The organism is Hymenobacter guriensis (genome assembly GCF_015773195.1).
GTDB classification, from domain to species: Bacteria; Bacteroidota; Bacteroidia; order Cytophagales; family Hymenobacteraceae; genus Hymenobacter; species Hymenobacter guriensis.
Genome location: NZ_JADWYK010000001.1, coordinates 192,637 through 213,042 on the forward strand (window position 1 = coordinate 192,637; position 20,406 = coordinate 213,042).

Consider the following 20,406-nt stretch of genomic DNA (forward strand, 5'->3'; position numbering starts at 1 on the left):
TGCTCAGCCCGACAGGCATTTTAGCAGACGATTTATCCTGCTTGGCCGCCGGCTTCCCGAACTTCCGCCCAGGTCCAGTACCGCTTCGGCTCCATGCCCGCGTAGCCCACCCGGAAAAAGGCCACCACTTCCGCTTCCATTTCTTCCGGCGAAATGGAAGAGGCATAGATGGGCCGCTGATCGGGGTCGGCGTAGCGCTGGGCTTTCGTCAGCTGCCGGCCATCGAGGCGGAGCAGCGGGCCGGTATCGGTGATGCCGTCGAAGGTCCAGCGGTGCCGGCCGGTTTCCCGGTCGCTGAGGCAGGCAGCAAGGCCATTGAGCGGCAGGCGAGGCAGCGTGGGGCGGCTTTCGAGGTCAATCCAGGTGGTGTACTTGTATTCCAGTTCGTAGCGCTGCCCGTCGTACAAGCTCAGCACTATGTCAGTGCCAATGCTGGGGCTGAACAGCGCATAATATGGCAGCGGCTCCGGCGTGCGCACCACCGTCAGGCCAATTTCGGGGTAGCGCCGCACCGTGGTAGCCGGGCTTTGCACACGGGTTGCCGCCTGCTTTACGCGCCGGTACTCGGCCTCCCACGCGGCGCGGCCAAGGCCAGGATTTTCCAGGATGGAGCCGAAGCGCGGCAGAAACCACTCGAATTTTTCTGCTGAAGCCTCGTCTTCGCGGCGGCGCCCGGCCGGGGCCCCGAATGGCTCGTAGAAGCGGGCTTTTTCCTCGGCATTCAGCCAGCACACCAGCTGCAGGGCATGGTCGGCGAGCGGGCTCTGCCAATCGATTTCGCGGAAGTCGCCCAGAGTGGCGGCTAGGCGCAGCAGCTCTTCGTAGCGCAGCGCCAGCACCGGATTCAGCCACGCCCACACCCCCACAAATCCGTCGACGTCGAAGTGGTTGGCCGTAACGTAGCGCGCCTGCGCCAACCCGGCCGCCGACGGCCGCAGGGCACGCAGTACCGAGCCGGCGCTGGTATCATCCTGATACATGGCCGGGGTAGGCGCCCCACGCCAGTGGGCGAGCGTGAGGGCAGCCCGAGGCAGAATACTATCAACTACCACGGTGCTGGCAGCGTGGCGGCGGGCGGCAGGAAACGGGAGGAACTCCATTATAAAATCAGAACGGCATCAGGGCGCAAAGAAACATCAACCTTCACTACCTGGCTGCCGGGGCTTCGGCCGGGGCGGGCTGTTTGGTGGTGCCTGCACCTTCCGCAATTATTCCCGGGAATAATTGCGCCTGGCAACTCTGCGGCAGCAACCCATCATGCAGGCTGCATAGCCGCATAGTACAAGAAATTTTCTTCGTCCTTCTTCAGGAATGCTGTACTGCGGTCCTATCACTAATTCCCCCACAACTCCTGACGCCCCCCCGCAGCTGCCAGCCACAACTAAAAGGTGTTTAACAAGGAATTGATCCGGTAATTAAAATGCATTTTCTCTGTTTAGCTTTTCCCTGTTTTATAAAAAAAAGAATACCAAACGTTTGTTTGATTCCCAGGCATCCTCATTATATTTGATTACGCGAGATGATATAATCCCACCAATCACACGTGCTCCGCTCTTTTACCCCCATTTCCCTTTTCCTTGTTTTCACCTTTATCTCCTCTTACCGCATGCAAACTTTTACTTCCGCTTTGCCTACCCGTGGCCTGCAACTTCTGCGTGTAGCGGGTCTATTGTTGGTTATGCTGGCGTTTCGGCCCGCAACGGCGCAGGCCCAAACCTGGATGGTATCTACCGATGCCTATATCCGCCTGGGGGTAATGGATAAATATGGTGCACTAGGCACCTACACCGCCAAGTTCGTGGTCACCAGCGAGTCGACCGGCAAAGAGTATATCCTGGTAAAGGATATTGAGAAAGGGCAGAATGGCGCGGACGTTATGTACCCGGCCGATCCGCTCAACGGTGACTATTTCAAGTCGGAGGCGGGCGAGGCGGCCAAATCCACACCGGGGCGCTATATCTGGGCCTGTATGGTGGCCGGCAAAAAGGTAGTGGGCGGGCGCTTTGAGTTCCCGACGACAACCAACGACGTAACGGTGGTCGAAAAACGAAAATAACCCCACGGTTCTTCCGTATACGAGCGTCCGGTGCAGCTTGCGCCGGACGCTTTTTCGTTTTCAACGCTTACTGCCATGCCTAAAAAGTCTTTTACCGAACTTATCAACAGCCCCGGCATGCCGGTATTGGTCGATTTTTATGCCGACTGGTGCGGGCCCTGCAAAACTATGGCGCCCATTCTGCAGCAGGTGGCTGCCGACTACCAGGGCAAGCTGAAAATCATCAAAGTGGATGTAGACCGCAACCAGGCGGCCGCCCAGCAGTTTCGGGTGCAAAGCATTCCAACGCTTATTCTGTTTCATAAGGGCCAGCCGGTGTGGCGGCAGGCGGGCGTGGTCCCGGCCCAGCAGCTGGCACAAATGATGCAGCCCTATTTGTAGTCTTTTCCCGAAGAAGCAAGTTGCCCATACTGCTTGGCCCGGCCGGGGCGTTTACCTTTGTGCCTGTTTGGTGGGTTATAGCTTGGTGCTGATGCGGTTTATTTCTTTTCTTGGAAGGCTTTTTTTGGGAATAATCTGCCTAGCGGCTGGTCCGGTGGCGGCGCAGCAGCGCACCAACACGCTCAGCGGCCGGGTGCTGGGCGAGGCAGGCATTCTGCCGGGAGCCACGGTAGCCGTGCCCGCCCTGAGTACGGGTGCCACGGCCGATGAGAAAGGCACGTACACGCTTTCCCTGCCCGCCGGCCGCTATCAGGTGGTCGTGTCATTTATTGGGTATCAGACCATTACGCGCGAAGTGAACCTGCGTGCCAGCCAGCGGCTGGACTTCCGCCTGACGCCCGGCGGCACCGAGCTGGGCGAAGTGGTGGTGGAAGCCAGCGGCACCCTGGAGCAAAAGCAGAAAAGCACCCAGATGAGCGTGGAGCGCCTCACGGCCGCCGAAGCCAAGCTGCTGCCTGCTCTGTTTGGAGAAGTGGATATCCTGAAAACCCTGCAGCTGAAACCCGGCGTGCAGAACGGCGGCGAAGGCACCAGCGGCCTGTTCGTGCGCGGTGGCTCCGCCGACCAGAACCTGGTGCTGGTAGATGATGCCGTGGTGTACAACCCCAACCACTTGTTCGGGCTGTTTTCGGTGTTTAACTCCGATGCGGTGCAGAGCGTGGACCTCTATAAAGGAGGCTTTCCGGCCCAGTTCGGGGGGCGCCTTTCCTCGGTAGTGGATGTGAAGCTGCGCGAGGGCAACAACCAGAAGCTGGGCGTAACGGGCGGGCTGGGGCTGATTTCGTCGCGGCTGACGGTGGAAGGGCCGCTAAAGAAGGGCAAGGGCGCTTTTCTGGTGTCGGGCCGGCGCACCTACTTCGACATCTTCACCCGCCAGATCAACAAGCTCAACGAGGGCGACCCGGACTTCAACCCCATCCCCGACTACTACTTCTACGACTTCAACGCCAAGGCCAACTACACGCTAAGCGAAAAGGACCGCGTGTACCTGAGCGGCTACTACGGCCAGGACAAGTTCGGCTTCAACTCCTCGGGCGGCTTCAACTTCAATTTCAACTGGGGCAACGCCGTGGCTTCGGCCCGGTGGAACCACGTGTTCAGCCCGCGCCTGTACGCCAACACCTCGGCCTCGTTCACGCACTACAAGTACGAAATTGCCAACAAGCTCGACCAGTTCAGCTTCAACCTGTCGTCCACCATCCGGGACTACACGCTTAAAACCGACTTCGAGTACACGCCCAACGAGCGGCACACTGTGCGCTTCGGGGCCATGGGCACCCAGCACCGCTTTGGGGTGGGCCGCCTGAAGGCCGGCTCTACCGATGGGCGCCTGAACTTCGGCGACGACGTGGGCTACAACGGGCAGGAAGGCGGCCTCTACTTCACCGACAACTTCCGCGCCTCCGACCGGTGGCAGCTGGAGGGGGGCCTGCGCCTGACGGGCTTCCGCAGCGGCTCCGACGCCTACGCCGGCCTTGAGCCCCGCGCCGCGGCCCGCTACACCCTTTCGCCCAAGCTCACACTCAAGGCCAACTACGCCCTGATGTACCAGTACCTGCACCTGGTCACGAACTCCGGCGCGTCGTTGCCCACGGATATCTGGTACCCCTCGCGCCTTTCCGTGAAGCCCCAGCGCAGCCAGCAGGCCTCAGCCGGGGCCAGCTTCCTGTTTGCGGGCGGCCAATGGCTGCTCACCAATGAGGTGTACTACAAGTGGGCCACCAACCAGGTGGATTTCCGCGACGGCGCCCAACTGTTCGTGAATCCCGATCTGGACGCCGAATTCCTGTTCGGGAAAGGCTTTGCCTACGGCGACGAAATCTATCTGGAAAAGAAAACCGGCCGCACTACTGGCTGGATTGGCTACACACTTTCCTGGACGAAGCGGCGCTTTCCGGCCCAGCGCGGCACCGCCGGCATCAACAACGGGGAGCTGTTCTACCCCACCTACGACCGGCGCCACAACCTCACGGTGGTGGGTCTGCATAAGCTCAGCCAGCGCGTAAGCCTCACGGGCTCGTTTACCTACAGCTCGGGCAACCCCACTACCCTGCCGCTGGCCCGGTTCCTGTTCCAGGATGTGTACGGGGCCGAAGACTCGGCCGTGCCGGTGTACCCCAGCCGCAACGGCTACCGCCTGGCGCCCTACCACCGCCTGGATCTGGGTCTGGTCTGGAAGATGAAGCCCACGCGCTGGTTTACGGAGTCGGACCTGACGTTCAGCGTTTATAATGCCTACAGCCGGCGAAACCCCTACTTCGTGTTCTTCGATCAGGTGAAAAACGAGGATGAAAGCCAGGTAATCGGCTACCGCGCCCGGCAGGTTTCCCTGTTCCCGATTATTCCATCGGCGACGTACAATTTCAAATTCTGAACCACGGATTCATGCGAATTTCTCGGATTTCACGGATTTTGTGGACGGTGCTAAACGGGGCCGCCAGGCCACTGGCAGTGGGTAGCCTCGCTATACTTGGCGGTTGCGGCCTGCAGCAGGATATCGACGTGGAGCTGCCTGCGTACCCGGCTCAGCTGGTGGTGGAGTGCTACCTCGACCCCGGCAAGGTACCCCAGCTCACCGTCACGGAAACCACGGAGTACCTGGCTTCGCCCAACCCCAGCCTGCCCCAGCAGGTGCAGGTGGTGCTGAGCGGCCCCGCCGGCTGGCGCGACACCCTGCAGTTTGCCCCGGCTTTCGACCCGGTCACGAAGAAAGGCTACACCCACCGCGGCCACGCAGCGCTGCAGGCGCAGCCCGGCGACGTCTTCACGCTGGACGTCACGGATGCGCTGGGGCGCCACCTCACGGGCACGGCCACCATGCCCGCCCGTGTGCCCATTGATACGGTAGAGTGGAAATTCAACGACCGGCCCGAAGACCAGCGCGAGGCCTACGTGCTGGTGCGGTTTCAGGACCCCGCCACCGCGGGCGACTATTACCGCTTCCAGATTCACCGCGACAGTATTTCCGATGACCCGGAGGTAGACTACACGCCCGATGACCGGCTCAACAACGGCCAGGAATTTACCCTGGGCACCAGCTACGAGTTTGAGGCCGGCGACACGCTCATTACCACGCTCTACCACCTAGACAAGGCCTATGCCGACTTTATGCAGTCGGTGGATGATGCGCGCGGGGCCAACGGCAACCCGTTTGCGCAGCCGGCCGGCATCCGCAGCACGGTACAAGGTGGCCTGGGCGTATTCACGGTGTTGAGCTACGAGCGGCGCACGATCATCATTAAGTAGCTGATTTCACAGGCGAGGCATGCAACGCCAGCGTGGCAGGTGGACTCCTAAACCATATTCATCTACCTCTTTACTTCTACCATGAGCCGTACGTTTTCCCTCGCGCTGGTATTTCTTTTCATCTTCGGGCTGGTGAGCAGCTGCGAAAACACTTCCTGCGGTTGCGACCCTGCCCCATCCTATTCGGCTACTGCCCTGCAGTATACCTGGCAGCTGGATGAAATAGCCATAGGCGGGCAATCAGCTTCTAAAGGCAATGACATCAAGGACCGCTACAAGCTGCAGTTCAAGGGCGACGGTACTTACACCCAGACCCAACTACTGGACAACACGACCACGGCCGGCACCTGGAAGCTAACGGGCCAGGGAAACAGACTACTCGAAATTACCGACCACAAAGGCACCACCAATACCTACAACCTTGGCACCGTCGACAACAGCACGCTGGTGTACAGCTTCATCAACAAAGACCAACTGCTGGAGCAGCGGATTTTTTCCCGGCAGTAGGAATTTAATGTGCTGATGTGGAGGAATGTGCTAATGCTTTAGCTGTCATGGCGAGCATAGCAAAGCAAGCCTTTCTGAGCAGCGTACCTGACACTCTTCTACCAAAAAGCCCCTGACGTCCATGCTGGCGTCAGGGGCTTTTCATATTCCGGGGCCTAGTACGTTGCCCAGGATGGATTGACGCCGCTTGATGCGCGGAATGTCCTTCGTCCTCGCAATGCCAGCCAGAGCATTACCACATTACACAGATTTCTCCATATTAGCACATTGGCTTACAACTTCTCCAGCACCCGCTGCAGCAGCGCGGTAAGGCGGGGCTCGGCCACGGCGGCGGTGCGCAGGATGTCGGCAATGTCTACTTTCTTGAGCTTGCCGGGGGCACACAGGTCGGTGATGACGGATACGGCCAGCACGGGCAACTCCATGTGCACGGCGGCAATGACCTCGGGCACGGTACTCATCCCCACGGCATCGGCCCCGATGGTGCGCAGATAGCGGTACTCGGCGGGCGTTTCGAGCATGGGGCCCGGCAGGCTGGCATACACGCCCCGGCGCAGGTAGGGCGTGAGCCCCAACTCCCGGGCCGCTTCCTCGGCCAGCCCGAGCAGGCGCTGGTCGTAGGGCTCCATCATATCGGGAAAGCGCGGGCCCAGCTCGTCGAGGTTTTTGCCGATGAGCGGATTGGTGGGCTGCAGGTTGATGTGGTCTTCCAGCAGCATCAGGTCGGAGTAGTTGTAGTCGGGGTTGAGGCCGCCGCTGGCATTGCTCACGAACAGGTGCCGGATGCCCAGCAGCTTCATCACCCGCACCGGAAACACCACCTGCTGCATGGTGTAGCCTTCGTAGTAGTGAAACCGCCCGCGCATCACCAGCACCCGCTTGCCAGCCAGGGTGCCCGCCAGCAGCTCGCCGGCGTGGCTTTCCACCGTGGAAACCGGGAAGTGCGGAATATCGGCGTAGCTGAAGCGGTGCTGCACGGCTACTTCCCGGGCAAGGGCACCCAACCCGGTGCCCAGAATGATGCCGGCTTCGGGTTGGAAATCGGCCAGGCGCTGGCGGAGGTAGTCGGCGGCTTCGAGGAGGTCTTGCATCTGTTTTTTTGCTGCAAGGTAGGATTTCGCGCAGTGTTTCGGGGTGTTTTTCGCAGGGTTTCGGAGTGAACGACCACCCCGAAACCCTGCGAAAAACACCCCGAAACACTGCGCGAACTTGTCGAACCCGGCTTACTGTACGTCTAGCACGAAGGGGGCGCGCATCTGTACGCCTTTCATCTGGCTGAGCTTCTGGTACTGCTCGAACATGGGGTAGAGTGGACCCATTTCCGATTTCACCAAGCGCAGGCGGGCTTCCTCGTTGAAGGAGCTGAACAGGTTTTCGGCGAAGGTTTTCTGGCGGGGCAGCTTCTGGATGCGGTAGTCGCCTTCCTTGAGGTTGGCGCGGCGGGCCGCAATGCGCAGGGCATCATCAAACGAGCCCAGCACATCGACCAGGCCGCGCTGCTTGGCCTCTACCCCCGACCACACCCGGCCCGAGGCCAGACGGCGCAGGCGCTCCACAGGCATTTTGCGCCCGGCGGCAGCTTTCGTGGTGAAGTCGGCGTAGATGCGGTTTACTTCCTGCTGAAACTGCTGCTGCTCGAAGGGCGTAAGGGCCCGCGTGACGGTGGGAAAGTCGGAGAACTTGCCGGTGGTTACGCGGTCCGTGGTGATACCCAGCTTGTCGCTCAGGAACGGCGCGATGTTGGGCAGCACCCCAAACACCCCAATGGAGCCGGTAATCGTCGTTGGGTGCGCCACAATGGTGTCGCAGCCCATGGCAATGAAGTAGCCGCCCGAAGCCGCCACGTCCGACATGCTGGCAATAACGGGCTTTACTTTCCTGGTCAGCATCACTTCGCGGTAGATGATATCGGAAGCCAGGGACGAGCCGCCGGGCGAGTTCACGCGCAGCACTACGGCCTTCACTTTCTTGTCGAGGCGGGCCTTGCGGATAGCTTCGGCAAATCGGGTGCTGCCGATGCTTTCGTTGCCGCCCCGCCCCATCACGATGTCGCCATCAGCGTACACTACCGCAATGCGGTTGCCGCTGGTGTTGTCGTCCTTGTCGTCGCCTTTCAGGTAGTCACTCAGCGTGATGAGGCTGAGCTTTTCGTCTTTCTCCACGCCCAGCTTGCCCTTGATGTAGTCGGTGGCCTGGTCGTAGTAGCCCAGGTCCGTCACCAGGCCGAGGCGCTTGGCATCGTCGGCGTTATGCACTAGCATCGAGTCGCTGATGACGCGCAGGCGGGCCGGCGCAATTTTGCGGGCCTTGGCCACCTCGGCCAGCATGGCGTCGTTCATGGAGTTGAGGAAGGACGACGTCTGCAGGCGGGCCGAGTCCGACATATTGGTGCGGAAAAACGGCTCCACGGCGCTTTTAAACGAGCCCACGCGGAAAATCTGCGCCTGCACGCCCAGCTTATCGAACAGGTTTTTGTAGTACATCGTCTCCGATGACAGGCCGTTGAACTCCAGCGTACCCTGGGGGTTCAGGTACAGCTTATCGGCCACCGAGGCCAGGTAGTAGCTCTTTTCCGACTGCGCATCGGTGTAGCTGACCACAAACTTGCCGCCCTTTTTGAAGTCGGTCAGCTCGTGGCGGATTTCTTCCAGCGTGGCCATGCCGCCCTGCACCATTTCCAGGTTCAGGAAGATGCCCTTGATGTCGTCGTCCTTTTTAGCGCGGCGGATGGCGGCTTTCAGCTCATCCAGGCCTACAGTGTTTTCGCCGCCGGCAAAGGCCGACAACGGGTTTTCGAAGCCTCGCTCGGCCACGGGCTTATCGAGTTTCAATTCCAGAACCGAGTTATCGGCCACGGTCACGTCCTTATCGGTGGAAGCGGCGGCTACAATAAAGCCAATCAGAAGCACAACGCCCACGAGGGCAAACAGCACGAGGCCGGTGAGCGTGGCCAGTACGTACTTGAAAAACTGTCTCATCAGAAAAGTCTAACGGGTGAGGGATGCTAACAAAAGTAAAGTCTTTCCCGGGCCAATGCCGGCTAATCAACCAACAGGCCTTTTCAGCAGGTCAACGCGAATAAGCAGCCGGCAACGCAGTAACTAACGGACAGACAGCTGTGGCCTAAGCCAGCCGCCAGCGGCACTTGTTAGGTGTCACTTATCACCCCATTCTCTAATACCCGTACTTCTCGCCCCAGAGCTGGCGGAGGCGCTCCTGGGCTTTGGCTTCGGCGGGGTTATGCCCGGGCTCGTAGAAGCGGTGGCCGCTGAGGGCTTCGGGCAGAAACTCCTGGAAGGCGAAGTTGCCGGGGTAGTCGTGGGAGTATTGGTATTCGTTGCCGTAGCCCAGCTCCTTCATCAGCTTGGTGGGCGCATTACGTAGCGGGATGGGCACTGGCTGGGGGCCGTGCTGGCGCACAAAGGCGCGGGCCTCCCGGATGGCTTTGTAGCTGGCGTTGCTCTTGGGCGAGGAAGCCAGGTAAACCACCGTTTGCCCCAGAATAATATCCGACTCGGGCATACCAATCACAGCCACGGCCTGAAAGCAGCTTTGGGCCAGCATCAGGGCGTTGGGATTGGCCAGGCCCACATCTTCAGATGAGAGAATAAGCAGGCGGCGGGCAATAAACTTCGGGTCCTCCCCGCCTTCCAGCATAATGGCCAGATAGTAGAGGGCCGCGTTGGGGTCGGAGCCGCGGATACTTTTGATAAAGGCCGAAATGACGTCGTAATGCATTTCCCCGCCCTTGTCGTAGCGTGCCAGGTGCTGCTGGGCCAGCTGCTGCACCACCTCATCGGTGATGACAATTCCGCCGGTTTCGGGGTTGGGGCGGCTGGCTTCCACCACGATTTCCAGGAGGTTGAGCAGCTTGCGCGCATCGCCCCCGGAAATGGTGAGCAAGGCGCCGTAGTCCTGCATCCGCACGTTCCGTTGCTTGAGCACCTCGTCTTCGGCCAGGGCTTTGTCGACAATGCCGATGAGGATGTCCTTGCCCAGGGACTCCAGCACGTACACCTGTGCCCGGCTGAGTACGGCCGGAACAACTTCAAACGAGGGGTTTTCGGTGGTAGCCCCAATGAGCGTGACGATGCCCTGCTCCACAGCGCCCAGCAAGGCATCCTGCTGGCTTTTGCTGAAGCGGTGAATTTCATCGATAAACAGCACCGTGCCGCGCTGCTTTTTGGCGCGCTCAATTACCTCCCGCACGTCCTTCACGCCGGCATTCACGGCACTGAGCGAGGCGAAGGGCTTGCCCAGCGCCTGAGCTAGCAGGTTGGCCAGGGTGGTTTTGCCCACGCCGGGCGGCCCCCACAAGATGAGGCTGGGCAGGCGACCAGCCTGCAAATAGCGCCGCAGCACGCCTTCCGGCCCGATGAGGTGCTGCTGGCCGGCGTAGTCGTTCAGGGTGCTGGGGCGCATGCGCTCGGCCAGCGGGGCGCCGGGGCGGGGCTCGTTGGGCTGCGCGGGTGGCAGGGAATCAGGTTCAAACAAAGAGCCAGTGGCCATAGAAAACAGGATAAGCGCAAACGGTAACTTTCGGGGCTTTCGGCGGTAGTTGACGAGCCGCACCCGGCCGATGCCTTTAGCCCACTATACGCGAATGACCCCTGAAAGTCAGCAAAGCTACCGTTTGGGCTACTACCTTCGCCGTGCAATGAAGAATTCTGGTAAGGTCCACGCGGCCTTGTTTGTGGTGGCCCTGATTTACGCCGCCAACTACAGCATTAGCAAAGACGTGATGCCGCGCTACATGGGGCCGTTTGGGCTGGTGGTGCTGCGCATTGTGGGCGCGGCCGTGTTTTTTGGGGTGCTCAGCCGCCTGGTGGCCCCGCAGGACCGCATCCAAGGCCGGGCCGATAACCTGCGGGCCGTGGCCAGCGGCGTGCTGGGCATCGGCCTGAATCAGCTGCTGTTCTTTTCGGGCCTGAACCTGACCTCGCCCATCAACGCTTCGCTTATTCAGACCATAGCCCCGGTGGTTACGGTGCTGGCCTCGGTGGTGCTGCTGGGCGAAAAGATTACGCTGCCCCGGCTGCTGGGCATCGGGCTGGCGGCGGCCGGGGCGGCCAGCATCATTCTGAGCCGGGGCCCGGTGGCCGCGGGCGGGCAGGACGGGCTGCTGGGCAACGTGTTCATTCTGCTCAACGCCACGGCTTTCGGTATCTACCTGGTGATTGTGATGCCGCTGATGCGCAAGTACCACCCTTTCACGGTGCTGGCGCGCATTTTTCTGGTGGGTGCGTTCATTGCAGTGCCGGCTGGCTGGCAGCAGGTGCTGGCCCCCAACTACGCCAGCTTTCCGCCGGGCATCTGGGCGGCCATTGCCTACATGGTTGTCTGCCTCACCATCATGGCCTACCTGCTCAACAACTGGGCCCTGAAATACGCCTCCCCGGCCCTGCTTGGCGCCTACATCTACCTGCAGCCGGCCCTGGCGGTGGGCATTGCCATGGCCCTGGGCAAGGACACGCTCACCCTGGTCAAGGCCCTGCAGGCCCTGCTAATTTTCGGCGGGGTTTTCCTGGTGAGCCAGAAGCCACGCCCTGCGCCCGGGGCCGCGCCCCTGGAGCCGGTGCAGGATTAGGGTTGAGGTGCCTCAGGCTCTGCCAGGTTTTGTGCCATCCGCTGCAATACGGCTAGCGTCAGGGCGTATTCTTCCGCCGAAATGCCCCGCACCACCTGCTCCCGCACCCGTTGCTGCGCCTCCAGGCGCTGCTGGTAGAGCCGTTGCCCGGCGGCTGTAAGCGCATAGCTTGCCTGGGCTTTCTGCAGCCAACCTTTCGCCCGAAACCCCTCCAATAGTTGCTGGATTTCGGGAGGTGAAGCAAAAGGTGCAAGCGCCGCCAGCGCCTCGAAGGGTGCAGGGGAAGTTTGACTGACTGTTTGCAAAAGCTGCCAGCCCAGCCGCGTAAAGCCCGCTTGGTGTTGGGCTTCCTGAATGCGGCGGGTTAGCAGCTCATCCAGCTTTTTCAGCCAGTAGCCAATGGGTTGGTTGCCGGGTGGAGTCATAAATCAGAAAAAAAGTAGCAGGCCGGTTACGCCAGGCAGCGCCCGCTCCCCTATTTCTCGACGAATTTCCGGCCTGTATACTTTACGGCCAGCGCCGGGGTACCGACCTTTATGGCTCCTTCTCCCCTACCCTGTGGAACCGGCCGAAACCCGCAAAATCATTCACCTCGACATGGATGCGTTCTACGCTTCCGTGGAGCAGCGTGATAATCCAGCTCTGCGCGGCAAGCCTGTGGCGGTGGGCGGCGCCCGGCAGCGGGGCGTGGTTGCGGCGGCCAGCTACGAGGCCCGGCAGTTTGGGGTGCGCTCGGCCATGCCCTCTACCACCGCGCTGCGCAAATGCCCCGAGCTGATTTTCGTAAAGCCCCGGTTTGAGGTCTATAAAGCTGTTTCCCGGCAGATTCGCGAGATATTCGCCCAGTACACTCCCCTCATCGAGCCCTTGTCGTTGGACGAGGCCTACCTCGACGTGACCGACAACCTGCGGGGTCTGGGTTCCGCCACGCAGATTGCCACCGAAATCCGGGCCGAGATTCTGCGCCAGACCCAGTTGACGGCTTCGGCCGGCATCAGCTACAATAAGTTTTTGGCCAAGCTGGCCTCTGATTACCGCAAGCCTAACGGGCAGTTTGTGATAAAGCCGGCGCAGGGACTGGCCTTTGTGGAAGGGCTAAGGGTGGGCGAGTTTCACGGCATTGGGCCGGCCACGGCGGCGCGGCTTAACCAGCTGGGTATCTTCTCAGGCCTCGATCTGCGCCAGCAGACGGAGACGTTCCTGCGTCAGCATTTCGGCAAGGCGGGCTCCTACTACTACCACATTGCCCGCGCCATCGACCACCGCCCTGTGCGCCCCGACCGGCAGCGCAAGTCCATTGGCTCCGAAACCACGTTCGAGCAGGACCTGACCACGCCGGAAGAGCTAAAAATTGGGTTGCAGCCCTGCCTGGAATCGGTGTGGGGCTATTGCCAGCGCGCCGACGTGCGGGGCCGCACCATAACGCTAAAAGTGAAGTACGCCGACTTCCAGCAGATTACCCGCAGCCGCACCCTGCTTGGGCCTGTCAGTTCCCAGGCAGCGCTGGAGCAAGTGAGCGGCGAATTGCTGGCCGGGCTGCTGCCTTTGCCCAAAGGCGTGCGTCTGCTGGGCGTCACGCTGTCGAACCTGGAAACGGAGGAAGAAGCGGCCGGCAAGCAGCTGGCCTTTCTGTTCTGACGCTGAATGCCTTATTGCGGCTAGCACAAGCAGCTCCAAAACAACACCGCCCAGCTACCGAAAGGCAACCGGGCGGTGTGTCAATACATGAAGTGAAGCCGATTAGTCGGCCTTTACTTTCGACTTCTTCTTCTTATCCTTGGCTTTCACATCAGCCGGCTTATCGGTCATCGTGGTGCCCGCCTGGGTAACCCCCGTTCCGGATTGGGTTTCTACCGTAGTAGAGGTGGCTGGGGCCGTGGTGGGGGCGGGTGTGGTCGTAACGGTGGTATTTACGGTGCCCGAAGTAGCGGGAACGGTTGTACCGGTCTGGGTTTGCACGGTGGTGCTTTGCGTCGGCTGCGGGGTCGTCGTAGTGGTCGTGGTGCTGGTTTGGGCCGAAGCGGCAGTGGCACCGGTTACGAAGATGGCAGCGAGGGCGAGGAGCTTTTTCATGTCAGAGAGAGGTTCAGGTGGAACAACTAGTAGCAGTCAGGCAACTGCTTTTGACTAGCCTTTAACGCGCCTCCGCTCTCTGGGTTCGGGCTGGCGCTACTCCGGCGGCTTTACCGCCCGTATCTGCCCACTTCTTCCGGCCTCATTCCGATGCGTCAATACGCGGTTAACAGCTGCCTGTATAACCTGCAATTTCGGCTTCTACAGCCTGGAAACGCTGCACAAGTCAGAATTAACTTTGCAATACAAAGTTCTTTAGTAAATTTACTGTTGCTATAGCAGACCCGCGGAAATTTTCCTTCGAATAGCTTGTGTTAAGTGTCTTGGCTTCTTCTTTTTCAGCAATGTCACAGTGCCCGAAATACTTTGTGGATCCTGATTCCGTGGTGCGCGCCATCTGGGGCAAGGCCGACACGGTTCTGTTCATTTTTGCGGGTGCCGCCGCCGAATTTGCGCTGAACAAAGCCGTGGACTGGCTTTATTTCACCGGCCGCCTCCCCGCCGACCCATTGGCCCGCCTGTTCTCTACCGTGGAATACGCCCGCCGGATTGTGTTTGCCGAACGCGCTGGTGCTGAGCAGGCCATTGACTCAATTACTGCCATTCACGCGGCGGTAGAAGCCAAGCGTGGCATGGCCATTCCCGCCTGGGCCTACCGCGACGTGCTCTTCATGCTCATCGACTACTCCATTCGCGCCTTCGAAACGCTGGAGCGGCCACTCAGCCCGGCGGAAAAGCAGGAAGTTTTTGCGGTCTTCACCCGCATAGGCCAGCGCATGGGCATTCCCGAGTTGCCATCCTCGCACGCGAAGTGGCTTCAAACCAGAGAGGAACATTTAGCCCAGCACCTGGAGTACAGCACGTTCACCGCCGATTTATACCAGCAATACGCGCGGCACTTAGGGCCCGTGCGCTACCGCCTATTGCTGCAGGCCCAGCGGGTCGTGGCCCCACTTCAGGTAAGGCAGTTATTGCGCCTTGGCCGTACGCCCTGGCTGCGGCCGGCGCTATTTATTTACCGCTACACGCAGCACCTACGCTTCAGCAAATGGGCGCGCACCAGTCTGCTTCCCGACGAGTACAGGCAGAAAATCCTGCGGCTGGATATTGTTCCTTCAGCCGTTGCTGCCGCTGCCGGCTAAGCAAAAAGGCCGCTCCTTTAGGAACGGCCTTTGCGTTGGTAGCTACTGGCTGATTTATTTCAGCAGCTCGTGCAGCACCGTTTGCATAGAAAATACCCGGTTGCCGGCTTCCTGAATCACTAATGAATTCGGTGAATCCAGAATGGCATCCGACACTTCCACGTTGCGGCGCACCGGCAGGCAGTGCAGAAACTTCGCGTCGTGGGTGCCGGCCAGGTGCTCGGGCGTGAGCATCCAGCTCGGGTCGTTGCTGATAACCTGGCCGTAGTCCTGGTAGCTGCTCCAGTTCTTGGCCTGCACGAAATCGGCGCCTTCCAGGGCCTTCTTCTGGTCGTGCTCGATGCGGGCGCCTTTCGTGAACCTGGGGTCCAGCTCGTAGCCCTCGGGGTGGGTGATGACAAAGTCGACCCAGTCGATTTCCGAGAACCAGTCGCAGAAGGAATTGGGCACGCACTGGGGCAGGGCGCGCACGTGCGGGGCCCAGGTCAGCACCACTTTCACCCGCTCCTGCTGCTTGGTTTCGGCCACCGTAATCAAATCGGCAAACGACTGCAGGGGGTGCAAAGTGGCGCTTTCCAGGCTGATAACCGGCACGGTGGCGTATTGCAGAATCTTGTTGAATACCACTTCGCCGTAGTCCTCCGCCTTGTCCTTGAGGGTAGGGAAGGTGCGCACGCCCAGCACGTCGCAGTATTGGCTCATCACGGCAATGGCGTCCTTGATGTGCTCCTGCGTGCCGCCGTTCATCACCGCGCCGTCGGCCATTTCCAGGGTCCAGGAGTCGGCGCCGGCGTTGAGCACCCAGGCTTGCGCACCCAGATTATAGGCCGCCTTTACGGAGCTGAGGCGGGTGCGCAGGCTGGGGTTGAAGAAAATCAACCCGACGGTTTTGTTGCGCCCGATATGCTGGTAGCCGTAGGGGTTAGCTTTGATTTCCAGGGCCTGCTGCAACAGGGCTTTATAGTCGCCCGCATCGGCGAAGGAGGTGAAGTTTTTCATTGAGTAATTGTTAGCCTCTTTTTCTTATCAAAAAGAGCTTTTGCTCAGTAGGAACCCATACATACACAAAGCTGCCAACCGGATAAGCTGAAAAGTATGCGTAGCAATTGCCGGGTTTGTGGAGGTACTGATTTTGTACGAATTGTCTGCTGCACCGGAAGTCTTGCAGATTGCCAAATTCAGTTGAATTAATGTAAACCTTATCCTCAGTACGTACAGGTGTGGGTAGCCATTTCGAACGTTCGATTGACTGAAACGAACGTGTAGATTTATTATATTGATCTTCCGTGAAGTTGGGTCAATTTTCAGTTGAAATAGGAATTAATTTCTTCGAAGACAGGACATTGTATTCGAAGAAATCAAAAACTTCGCCGTGATTCGTCAACCCAATGAGGTCATGGCTACACTCCAAGCTCAAAAGCACATCTGGCTTGCCGAATAAATCTTTGCCCGCTGTTTCTTTAGGCGGCTGTCGAAACCAAGCACTATCAAAAATCAAAATCCCACAGACAAGAGAAACGAATAGGCTAAGCACAATGCCTAAACCTATCCTAACGGAGTTTCTGCTTGTCATGGTGTGATGTTGAAAGCTTCGAATTATCAAGATTACATCGCCTTATACTCGTTCCAGCTTTTAATCTTCAAGTCCTTCATTTCCAATGAGCAGAAGGCCTGAATAAACGCCTTCGCCAGCCGCGCATTCGTCAGCAAGCCGACGCCGAAATCCACAGCGGTGCGGCGGATTTTGTAGTCGTTATCCAGCTCGCCTTTCGACAGGTTCTTGGGGATGTTAATAACCAGGTCGATTTTCTTCTCCTTCAGGTATGTCAGCACGTTGGGCTCCTGCAGCTCATCGGGCCAGAAGAGGAGGCTGCTGGGGATGCCGTTTTCGGCGAAGAAGCGGTGCGTGCCTTGGGTGGCGTACACGGTGTAGCCCTTTTTGATGAGCAGCGCGGCGGGCGCGAGCAGGGCCACTTTCGAGATAATAGGGCCGCCGGAAATCAGCACCGATTGTTGCGGGATTTTGTAGCCCACGCTCAGCATCGATTTCAGCAGAGCTTCCTCGGCCGTATCGCCCAGGCAGCCAACTTCGCCGGTGCTCACCATGTCGACGCGCAGCACCGGGTCGGCGCCGGGCAGGCGGGTAAACGAGAACTGCGGGGCCTTCACGCCCACGAAGGGCAAATCGTAGACCCGCTCGCTGTCGTCACGTTCCACCTTCTTGCCCAGCAGCACCTGGGTGGCCTTTTGGATGAGGTTGTGACCCGAGACTTTCGAGACGAACGGGAAGGAGCGCGAGGCGCGGATGTTGCACTCAATCACCCGGATTTCGCCGTTTTTCTCCAGGAACTGGATGTTAAACGGGCCGCTGATTTCGTAGCGCTTGGCAATCTTTTCGGCAATGATTTTCAGCTTGCGGATAGTGCCCACGTACACCCGTTGGGGCGGGTAGTACATGGTGGCGTCGCCGGAGTGCACGCCGGCAAACTCCACGTGCTCGGAAATGGCATAGCTCACAATCTCGCCGTGGTCGGCCACCGCGTCGAGCTCAATTTCCTTGGCTTCCTGGATGAACTCCGACACCACCACCGGGTATTCGGAGCTTACTTCCACGGCGGTTTGCAGGAAGGCTTCCAGCTCGAAGGTATTGGATACCACGTTCATGGCCGCGCCCGACAGCACGTAGCTCGGCCGGATGAGTACCGGGAAACCGACCTCGCGCACGAACTCGTGCATGGCTTCCAGCGAGGTCAGCTCTTTCCAGCGGGGCTGGGCAATGCCCAGCTCGTCCATGATGCTGGAGAACTTGTGGCGGTTCTCGGCCTCGTCGATGCGGGCCGGCTTGGTGCCCAGGATGGGCGCCTCGGCCTCGGCGAGGCGGGTAGCGAGATTGTTCGGAATCTGGCCGCCGGTGCTCAGGATTACGCCTTGGGGCTGCTCGAACTCCAGAATATCCATCACCCGCTCGAAGCTCAGCTCCTCGAAATACAGCCGGTCGCTGACGTCATAGTCCGTAGAAACGGTTTCGGGGTTGTAGTTGATGATGATGGTTTTGTAACCTTCCTCGGCGGCCGTTTGCACGGCATTCACGCCGCACCAGTCGAACTCCACCGAGCTGCCAATGCGGTACACGCCCGAGCCCAGCACCACTACCGACTTGTCGGTTTCCGGCGCCAGGTCGTTTTCGGTGCCGTGGTAGGTACTGTAGAGGTAATTGGTTTTGGCCGGGAATTCGGCCGCCAGCGTGTCAATCTGCTTGATGACGGGCAGTACGCCTAGGGCCTTGCGGCGGGCGCGCACCAGCAGCTCGTCGGCCTTCACGTCGCCCTCGCCGAGCAGCTTCACGGCAATCTGCTGATCTGAAAAACCGGCGCGTTTCACATCGCGCAGTAGGCCAGTTTCCAGGGCGTCTAGGCCATTGCCGCGCTTCTCTGCCAGCTTGTTGCCCAGCTTGAAAATGGCAAACAGGCGCTGCAGGAACCAGTGGTCAATCTTAGTCAGATCGTGCACCTGGTCCAGCGTGTAGCCGGCCTCAAACGCCAGGTTGATGGCGAAGATGCGCTCCTCGTTCGGCTCGCTCAGCAGCTTGTCGATGGTGGCGTTATCCACGGTTTCGGGCTTGTTGGCCACGAAGCCGCGCTTGCCGGTGTCCAGCATCCGCAGGCCTTTCTGAATGGCTTCCTCGAACGATTTGCCGATGGCCATGACCTCGCCCACGCTCTTCATGGCGCTGCCAATCTGCCGGTTCACGCCTTCGAATTTGCTCAGGTCCCAGCGCGGCAGCTTCACCACCACGTAGTCCAGGGCCGGCTCGAAAAAGGCCGAGGTAGTCTGCGTCACGCTGTTTTTCAGCTCGGCCAGCGAGTAGCCCAAACTCAGCTTGGCGGCCACAAACGCCAGCGGGTAGCCCGTGGCCTTGGAGGCCAGCGCCGAGGAGCGCGACAGGCGCGCGTTCACCTCAATCACGCGGTAATCCTCCGAAACGGGGTCGAGGGCGTACTGAATGTTGCACTCGCCCACGATGCCCAGGTGGCGGATGGTCTTGATGCCGATGCTGCGCAGCTTGTGGTACTCGCGGTTGCTCAGCGTTTGGGACGGGGCCACCACGATGCTCTCCCCGGTGTGAATGCCGATGGGGTCGAAGTTCTCCATGTTGCAGACCGTGATGCAGTTATCGTACTGGTCGCGCACCACTTCGTACTCCACTTCCTTCCAGCCCTTCAAGGATTCTTCCACCAGAATCTGGTCGGAAGTGGTGAAGGATTTCTGGGCTAGGGCCCGCAGCTCGTCCATGTTGTTGGCGAAGCCGCTGCCCAGGCCGCCCAGCGCAAATGCCGCCCGCACGATGATGGGAAAGCCGATTTTCTCGCCCGCCGCCAGGGCGTCTTCCATCGTCGTCACGGCCACGCTGCGGGCCGTGAGCACGCCAATCTGGTCGAGCTTGTCCTTGAAAATATCCCGGTCCTCGGTGTCGATGATGCTCTGCACAGGCGTGCCCAACACCTTCACCCCGTATTTCTCGAACACGCCGCCGCGGAACAGGGCCACGGCGCAGTTCAGCGCCGTCTGGCCGCCAAAGGCCACCAGAATGCCATCGGGCTGCTCTTTTTTGATGACTTCCTCCACGAAGAAGGGCGTTACGGGCAGAAAGTACACGTCGTCGGCAATGTTGTCCGACGTCTGCACGGTGGCGATGTTGGGGTTGATGAGGATGGTGCGGATACCTTCCTCTTTCAGCGCCTTGAGGGCCTGGGAACCGGAGTAGTCGAACTCGCCGGCCTCGCCGATTTTGAGCGCGCCGGAACCGAGGATGAGAACTTTGTTGGGTTTGTTCATTCTAAGGGTTGTATTCTTTTTGAACGTCTGGCGGAGTAATCAGAACGTCATGTTGAGCGGAGCGCAGCGAAGTCGAAACATCTCTACCGCTTCGTTGCAAAATCAGCCAGTCCAGGTTTCTAAATCAATGGCTTGCCAGGTCGGATTAAATGCGGTAATCAGCGCATCCTTCTTCCGGCGCGTCCAGCCTTTTAATTGTTTCTCTCTTGCTATTGCTTGAGTGGCATCAGGTACTATTTCAAAATACACCAACAAATCCGTCTGATACCGTCCGGTGAATTTCCCGACGTCGCCTCGGCTGTTGCTGTGCTCGTAAAGTCGCCGCGTGAGGTCGTTGGTGATGCCGATGTAGAGCACGGTTTGGGTTTGATTGGTCAGGATGTAGACGTACATACTGTCTTATTAGAAGCATAATCACACAATCATTTTCCAATTAGAAAAAGCAGTATGCCAGCAATGAAAACGAAGCAACCGTTCCTCTTTGCTCGGTCTGAGGTCTTAATTCGTTGCGCGTATGC

General features: G+C 59.4%; 17 protein-coding genes. 8 read left to right on the forward strand and 9 right to left on the reverse strand.

What is annotated here, in order from left to right:
- Positions 1 to 32: 32 nt before the first annotated feature.
- On the reverse strand, positions 33 to 1,100 hold the full coding sequence (locus I5L79_RS00805) for a DUF6687 family protein (protein WP_196953114.1): 1,068 nt from the start codon (positions 1,098 to 1,100) through the stop codon (positions 33 to 35).
- 506 nt (positions 1,101 to 1,606) lie between these two features.
- On the opposite strand from I5L79_RS00805, the gene I5L79_RS00810 reads away from it, so the two are divergent.
- From I5L79_RS00810 to I5L79_RS00830, 5 genes are all read left to right on the forward strand, one after another.
- Positions 1,607 to 2,056, forward strand: coding sequence for a hypothetical protein (locus I5L79_RS00810; RefSeq protein WP_196953115.1), 450 nt, complete (start codon positions 1,607 to 1,609; stop codon positions 2,054 to 2,056).
- Positions 2,057 to 2,131: 75 nt separating this feature from the next.
- On the forward strand, positions 2,132 to 2,437 hold the full coding sequence (gene trxA, locus I5L79_RS00815; RefSeq protein ID WP_196953116.1) for a thioredoxin: 306 nt from the start codon (positions 2,132 to 2,134) through the stop codon (positions 2,435 to 2,437).
- A gap of 124 nt (positions 2,438 to 2,561) precedes the next feature.
- On the forward strand, positions 2,562 to 4,871 hold the full coding sequence (locus I5L79_RS00820) for a TonB-dependent receptor (RefSeq protein WP_231402643.1): 2,310 nt from the start codon (positions 2,562 to 2,564) through the stop codon (positions 4,869 to 4,871).
- A gap of 11 nt (positions 4,872 to 4,882) precedes the next feature.
- Positions 4,883 to 5,743 carry a DUF4249 domain-containing protein gene (locus I5L79_RS00825; RefSeq protein WP_196953118.1) on the forward strand — a complete coding sequence of 287 codons (861 nt, stop codon included), beginning with the start codon at positions 4,883 to 4,885 and terminating at the stop codon, positions 5,741 to 5,743.
- Positions 5,744 to 5,824: 81 nt separating this feature from the next.
- Complete coding sequence (locus I5L79_RS00830; RefSeq protein WP_196953119.1) at positions 5,825 to 6,250, forward strand: lipocalin-like domain-containing protein; 426 nt, start codon at positions 5,825 to 5,827, stop codon at positions 6,248 to 6,250.
- 272 nt (positions 6,251 to 6,522) lie between these two features.
- Here I5L79_RS00830 and I5L79_RS00835 read toward each other — a convergent pair whose 3' ends face one another.
- From I5L79_RS00835 to I5L79_RS00845, 3 genes are all read right to left on the reverse strand, one after another.
- A complete protein-coding gene (locus I5L79_RS00835; RefSeq protein WP_196953120.1) occupies positions 6,523 to 7,341 on the reverse strand; it encodes a purine-nucleoside phosphorylase in 819 nt (272 codons plus the stop codon).
- A 132-nt stretch (positions 7,342 to 7,473) separates the two neighbouring features.
- A complete protein-coding gene (sppA, locus tag I5L79_RS00840) occupies positions 7,474 to 9,228 on the reverse strand; it encodes a signal peptide peptidase SppA (protein WP_196953121.1) in 1,755 nt (584 codons plus the stop codon).
- A gap of 196 nt (positions 9,229 to 9,424) precedes the next feature.
- Complete coding sequence (locus tag I5L79_RS00845; RefSeq protein ID WP_231402707.1) at positions 9,425 to 10,672, reverse strand: replication-associated recombination protein A; 1,248 nt, start codon at positions 10,670 to 10,672, stop codon at positions 9,425 to 9,427.
- A gap of 235 nt (positions 10,673 to 10,907) precedes the next feature.
- On the opposite strand from I5L79_RS00845, the gene I5L79_RS00850 reads away from it, so the two are divergent.
- Entirely contained in the window at positions 10,908 to 11,837 is a 930-nt protein-coding gene (locus tag I5L79_RS00850; protein ID WP_196953123.1) for a DMT family transporter, read from the forward strand.
- Here the strand turns inward: I5L79_RS00850 and I5L79_RS00855 are convergent.
- A complete protein-coding gene (locus tag I5L79_RS00855; RefSeq protein ID WP_196953124.1) occupies positions 11,834 to 12,262 on the reverse strand; it encodes a MarR family winged helix-turn-helix transcriptional regulator in 429 nt (142 codons plus the stop codon). The two genes, I5L79_RS00850 and I5L79_RS00855, sit on opposite strands and share 4 nt — an antisense overlap.
- A 133-nt stretch (positions 12,263 to 12,395) precedes the next feature.
- On the opposite strand from I5L79_RS00855, the gene dinB reads away from it, so the two are divergent.
- Complete coding sequence (gene dinB, locus I5L79_RS00860) at positions 12,396 to 13,475, forward strand: DNA polymerase IV (protein WP_317191344.1); 1,080 nt, start codon at positions 12,396 to 12,398, stop codon at positions 13,473 to 13,475.
- Between the two features lie 102 nt (positions 13,476 to 13,577).
- Here dinB and I5L79_RS00865 read toward each other — a convergent pair whose 3' ends face one another.
- Positions 13,578 to 13,910, reverse strand: coding sequence for a hypothetical protein (locus I5L79_RS00865; RefSeq protein ID WP_196953126.1), 333 nt, complete (start codon positions 13,908 to 13,910; stop codon positions 13,578 to 13,580).
- Positions 13,911 to 14,278: 368 nt separating this feature from the next.
- Here I5L79_RS00865 and I5L79_RS00870 point away from each other — a divergent pair, with 368 nt between their 5' ends.
- A complete protein-coding gene (locus tag I5L79_RS00870; protein WP_317191345.1) occupies positions 14,279 to 15,052 on the forward strand; it encodes an oxygenase MpaB family protein in 774 nt (257 codons plus the stop codon).
- A 54-nt stretch (positions 15,053 to 15,106) separates the two neighbouring features.
- Here the strand turns inward: I5L79_RS00870 and I5L79_RS00875 are convergent, their stop codons facing one another.
- From I5L79_RS00875 to I5L79_RS00885, 3 genes are all read right to left on the reverse strand, one after another.
- The gene (locus I5L79_RS00875) at positions 15,107 to 16,051 is read right to left on the reverse strand and encodes a Rossmann-fold NAD(P)-binding domain-containing protein (protein ID WP_196953128.1); all 945 of its coding nucleotides are present in this window, start codon (positions 16,049 to 16,051) and stop codon (positions 15,107 to 15,109) included.
- A gap of 606 nt (positions 16,052 to 16,657) precedes the next feature.
- The gene (gene carB / locus I5L79_RS00880) at positions 16,658 to 19,888 is read right to left on the reverse strand and encodes a carbamoyl-phosphate synthase (glutamine-hydrolyzing) large subunit (protein WP_196953129.1); all 3,231 of its coding nucleotides are present in this window, start codon (positions 19,886 to 19,888) and stop codon (positions 16,658 to 16,660) included.
- Positions 19,889 to 19,990: 102 nt separating this feature from the next.
- Positions 19,991 to 20,281, reverse strand: a complete 291-nt coding sequence (locus I5L79_RS00885) for a GIY-YIG nuclease family protein (RefSeq protein WP_196953130.1) — start codon at positions 20,279 to 20,281, stop codon at positions 19,991 to 19,993.
- Positions 20,282 to 20,406 lie beyond the last annotated feature (125 nt).

Excerpts from the sequence above, each read along its gene's own strand:
- I5L79_RS00825 (WP_196953118.1), top strand. The coding sequence starts at position 4,883 with ATGCGAATTTCTCGGATTTCACGGATTTTGTGGACGGTGCTAAACGGG.
- trxA (WP_196953116.1), top strand. The coding sequence starts at position 2,132 with ATGCCTAAAAAGTCTTTTACCGAACTTATCAACAGCCCCGGCATGCCG.
- sppA (WP_196953121.1), bottom strand. The coding sequence starts at position 9,228 with ATGAGACAGTTTTTCAAGTACGTACTGGCCACGCTCACCGGCCTCGTG.
- I5L79_RS00885 (WP_196953130.1), bottom strand. The coding sequence starts at position 20,281 with ATGTACGTCTACATCCTGACCAATCAAACCCAAACCGTGCTCTACATC.
- I5L79_RS00830 (WP_196953119.1), top strand. The coding sequence starts at position 5,825 with ATGAGCCGTACGTTTTCCCTCGCGCTGGTATTTCTTTTCATCTTCGGG.
- carB (WP_196953129.1), bottom strand. The coding sequence starts at position 19,888 with ATGAACAAACCCAACAAAGTTCTCATCCTCGGTTCCGGCGCGCTCAAA.
- I5L79_RS00810 (WP_196953115.1), top strand. The coding sequence starts at position 1,607 with ATGCAAACTTTTACTTCCGCTTTGCCTACCCGTGGCCTGCAACTTCTG.
- I5L79_RS00875 (WP_196953128.1), bottom strand. The coding sequence starts at position 16,051 with ATGAAAAACTTCACCTCCTTCGCCGATGCGGGCGACTATAAAGCCCTG.
- I5L79_RS00845 (WP_231402707.1), bottom strand. The coding sequence starts at position 10,672 with ATGCGCCCCAGCACCCTGAACGACTACGCCGGCCAGCAGCACCTCATC.
- I5L79_RS00865 (WP_196953126.1), bottom strand. The coding sequence starts at position 13,910 with ATGAAAAAGCTCCTCGCCCTCGCTGCCATCTTCGTAACCGGTGCCACT.
- I5L79_RS00855 (WP_196953124.1), bottom strand. The coding sequence starts at position 12,262 with ATGACTCCACCCGGCAACCAACCCATTGGCTACTGGCTGAAAAAGCTG.
- I5L79_RS00850 (WP_196953123.1), top strand. The coding sequence starts at position 10,908 with ATGAAGAATTCTGGTAAGGTCCACGCGGCCTTGTTTGTGGTGGCCCTG.
- I5L79_RS00835 (WP_196953120.1), bottom strand. The coding sequence starts at position 7,341 with ATGCAAGACCTCCTCGAAGCCGCCGACTACCTCCGCCAGCGCCTGGCC.
- I5L79_RS00805 (WP_196953114.1), bottom strand. The coding sequence starts at position 1,100 with ATGGAGTTCCTCCCGTTTCCTGCCGCCCGCCGCCACGCTGCCAGCACC.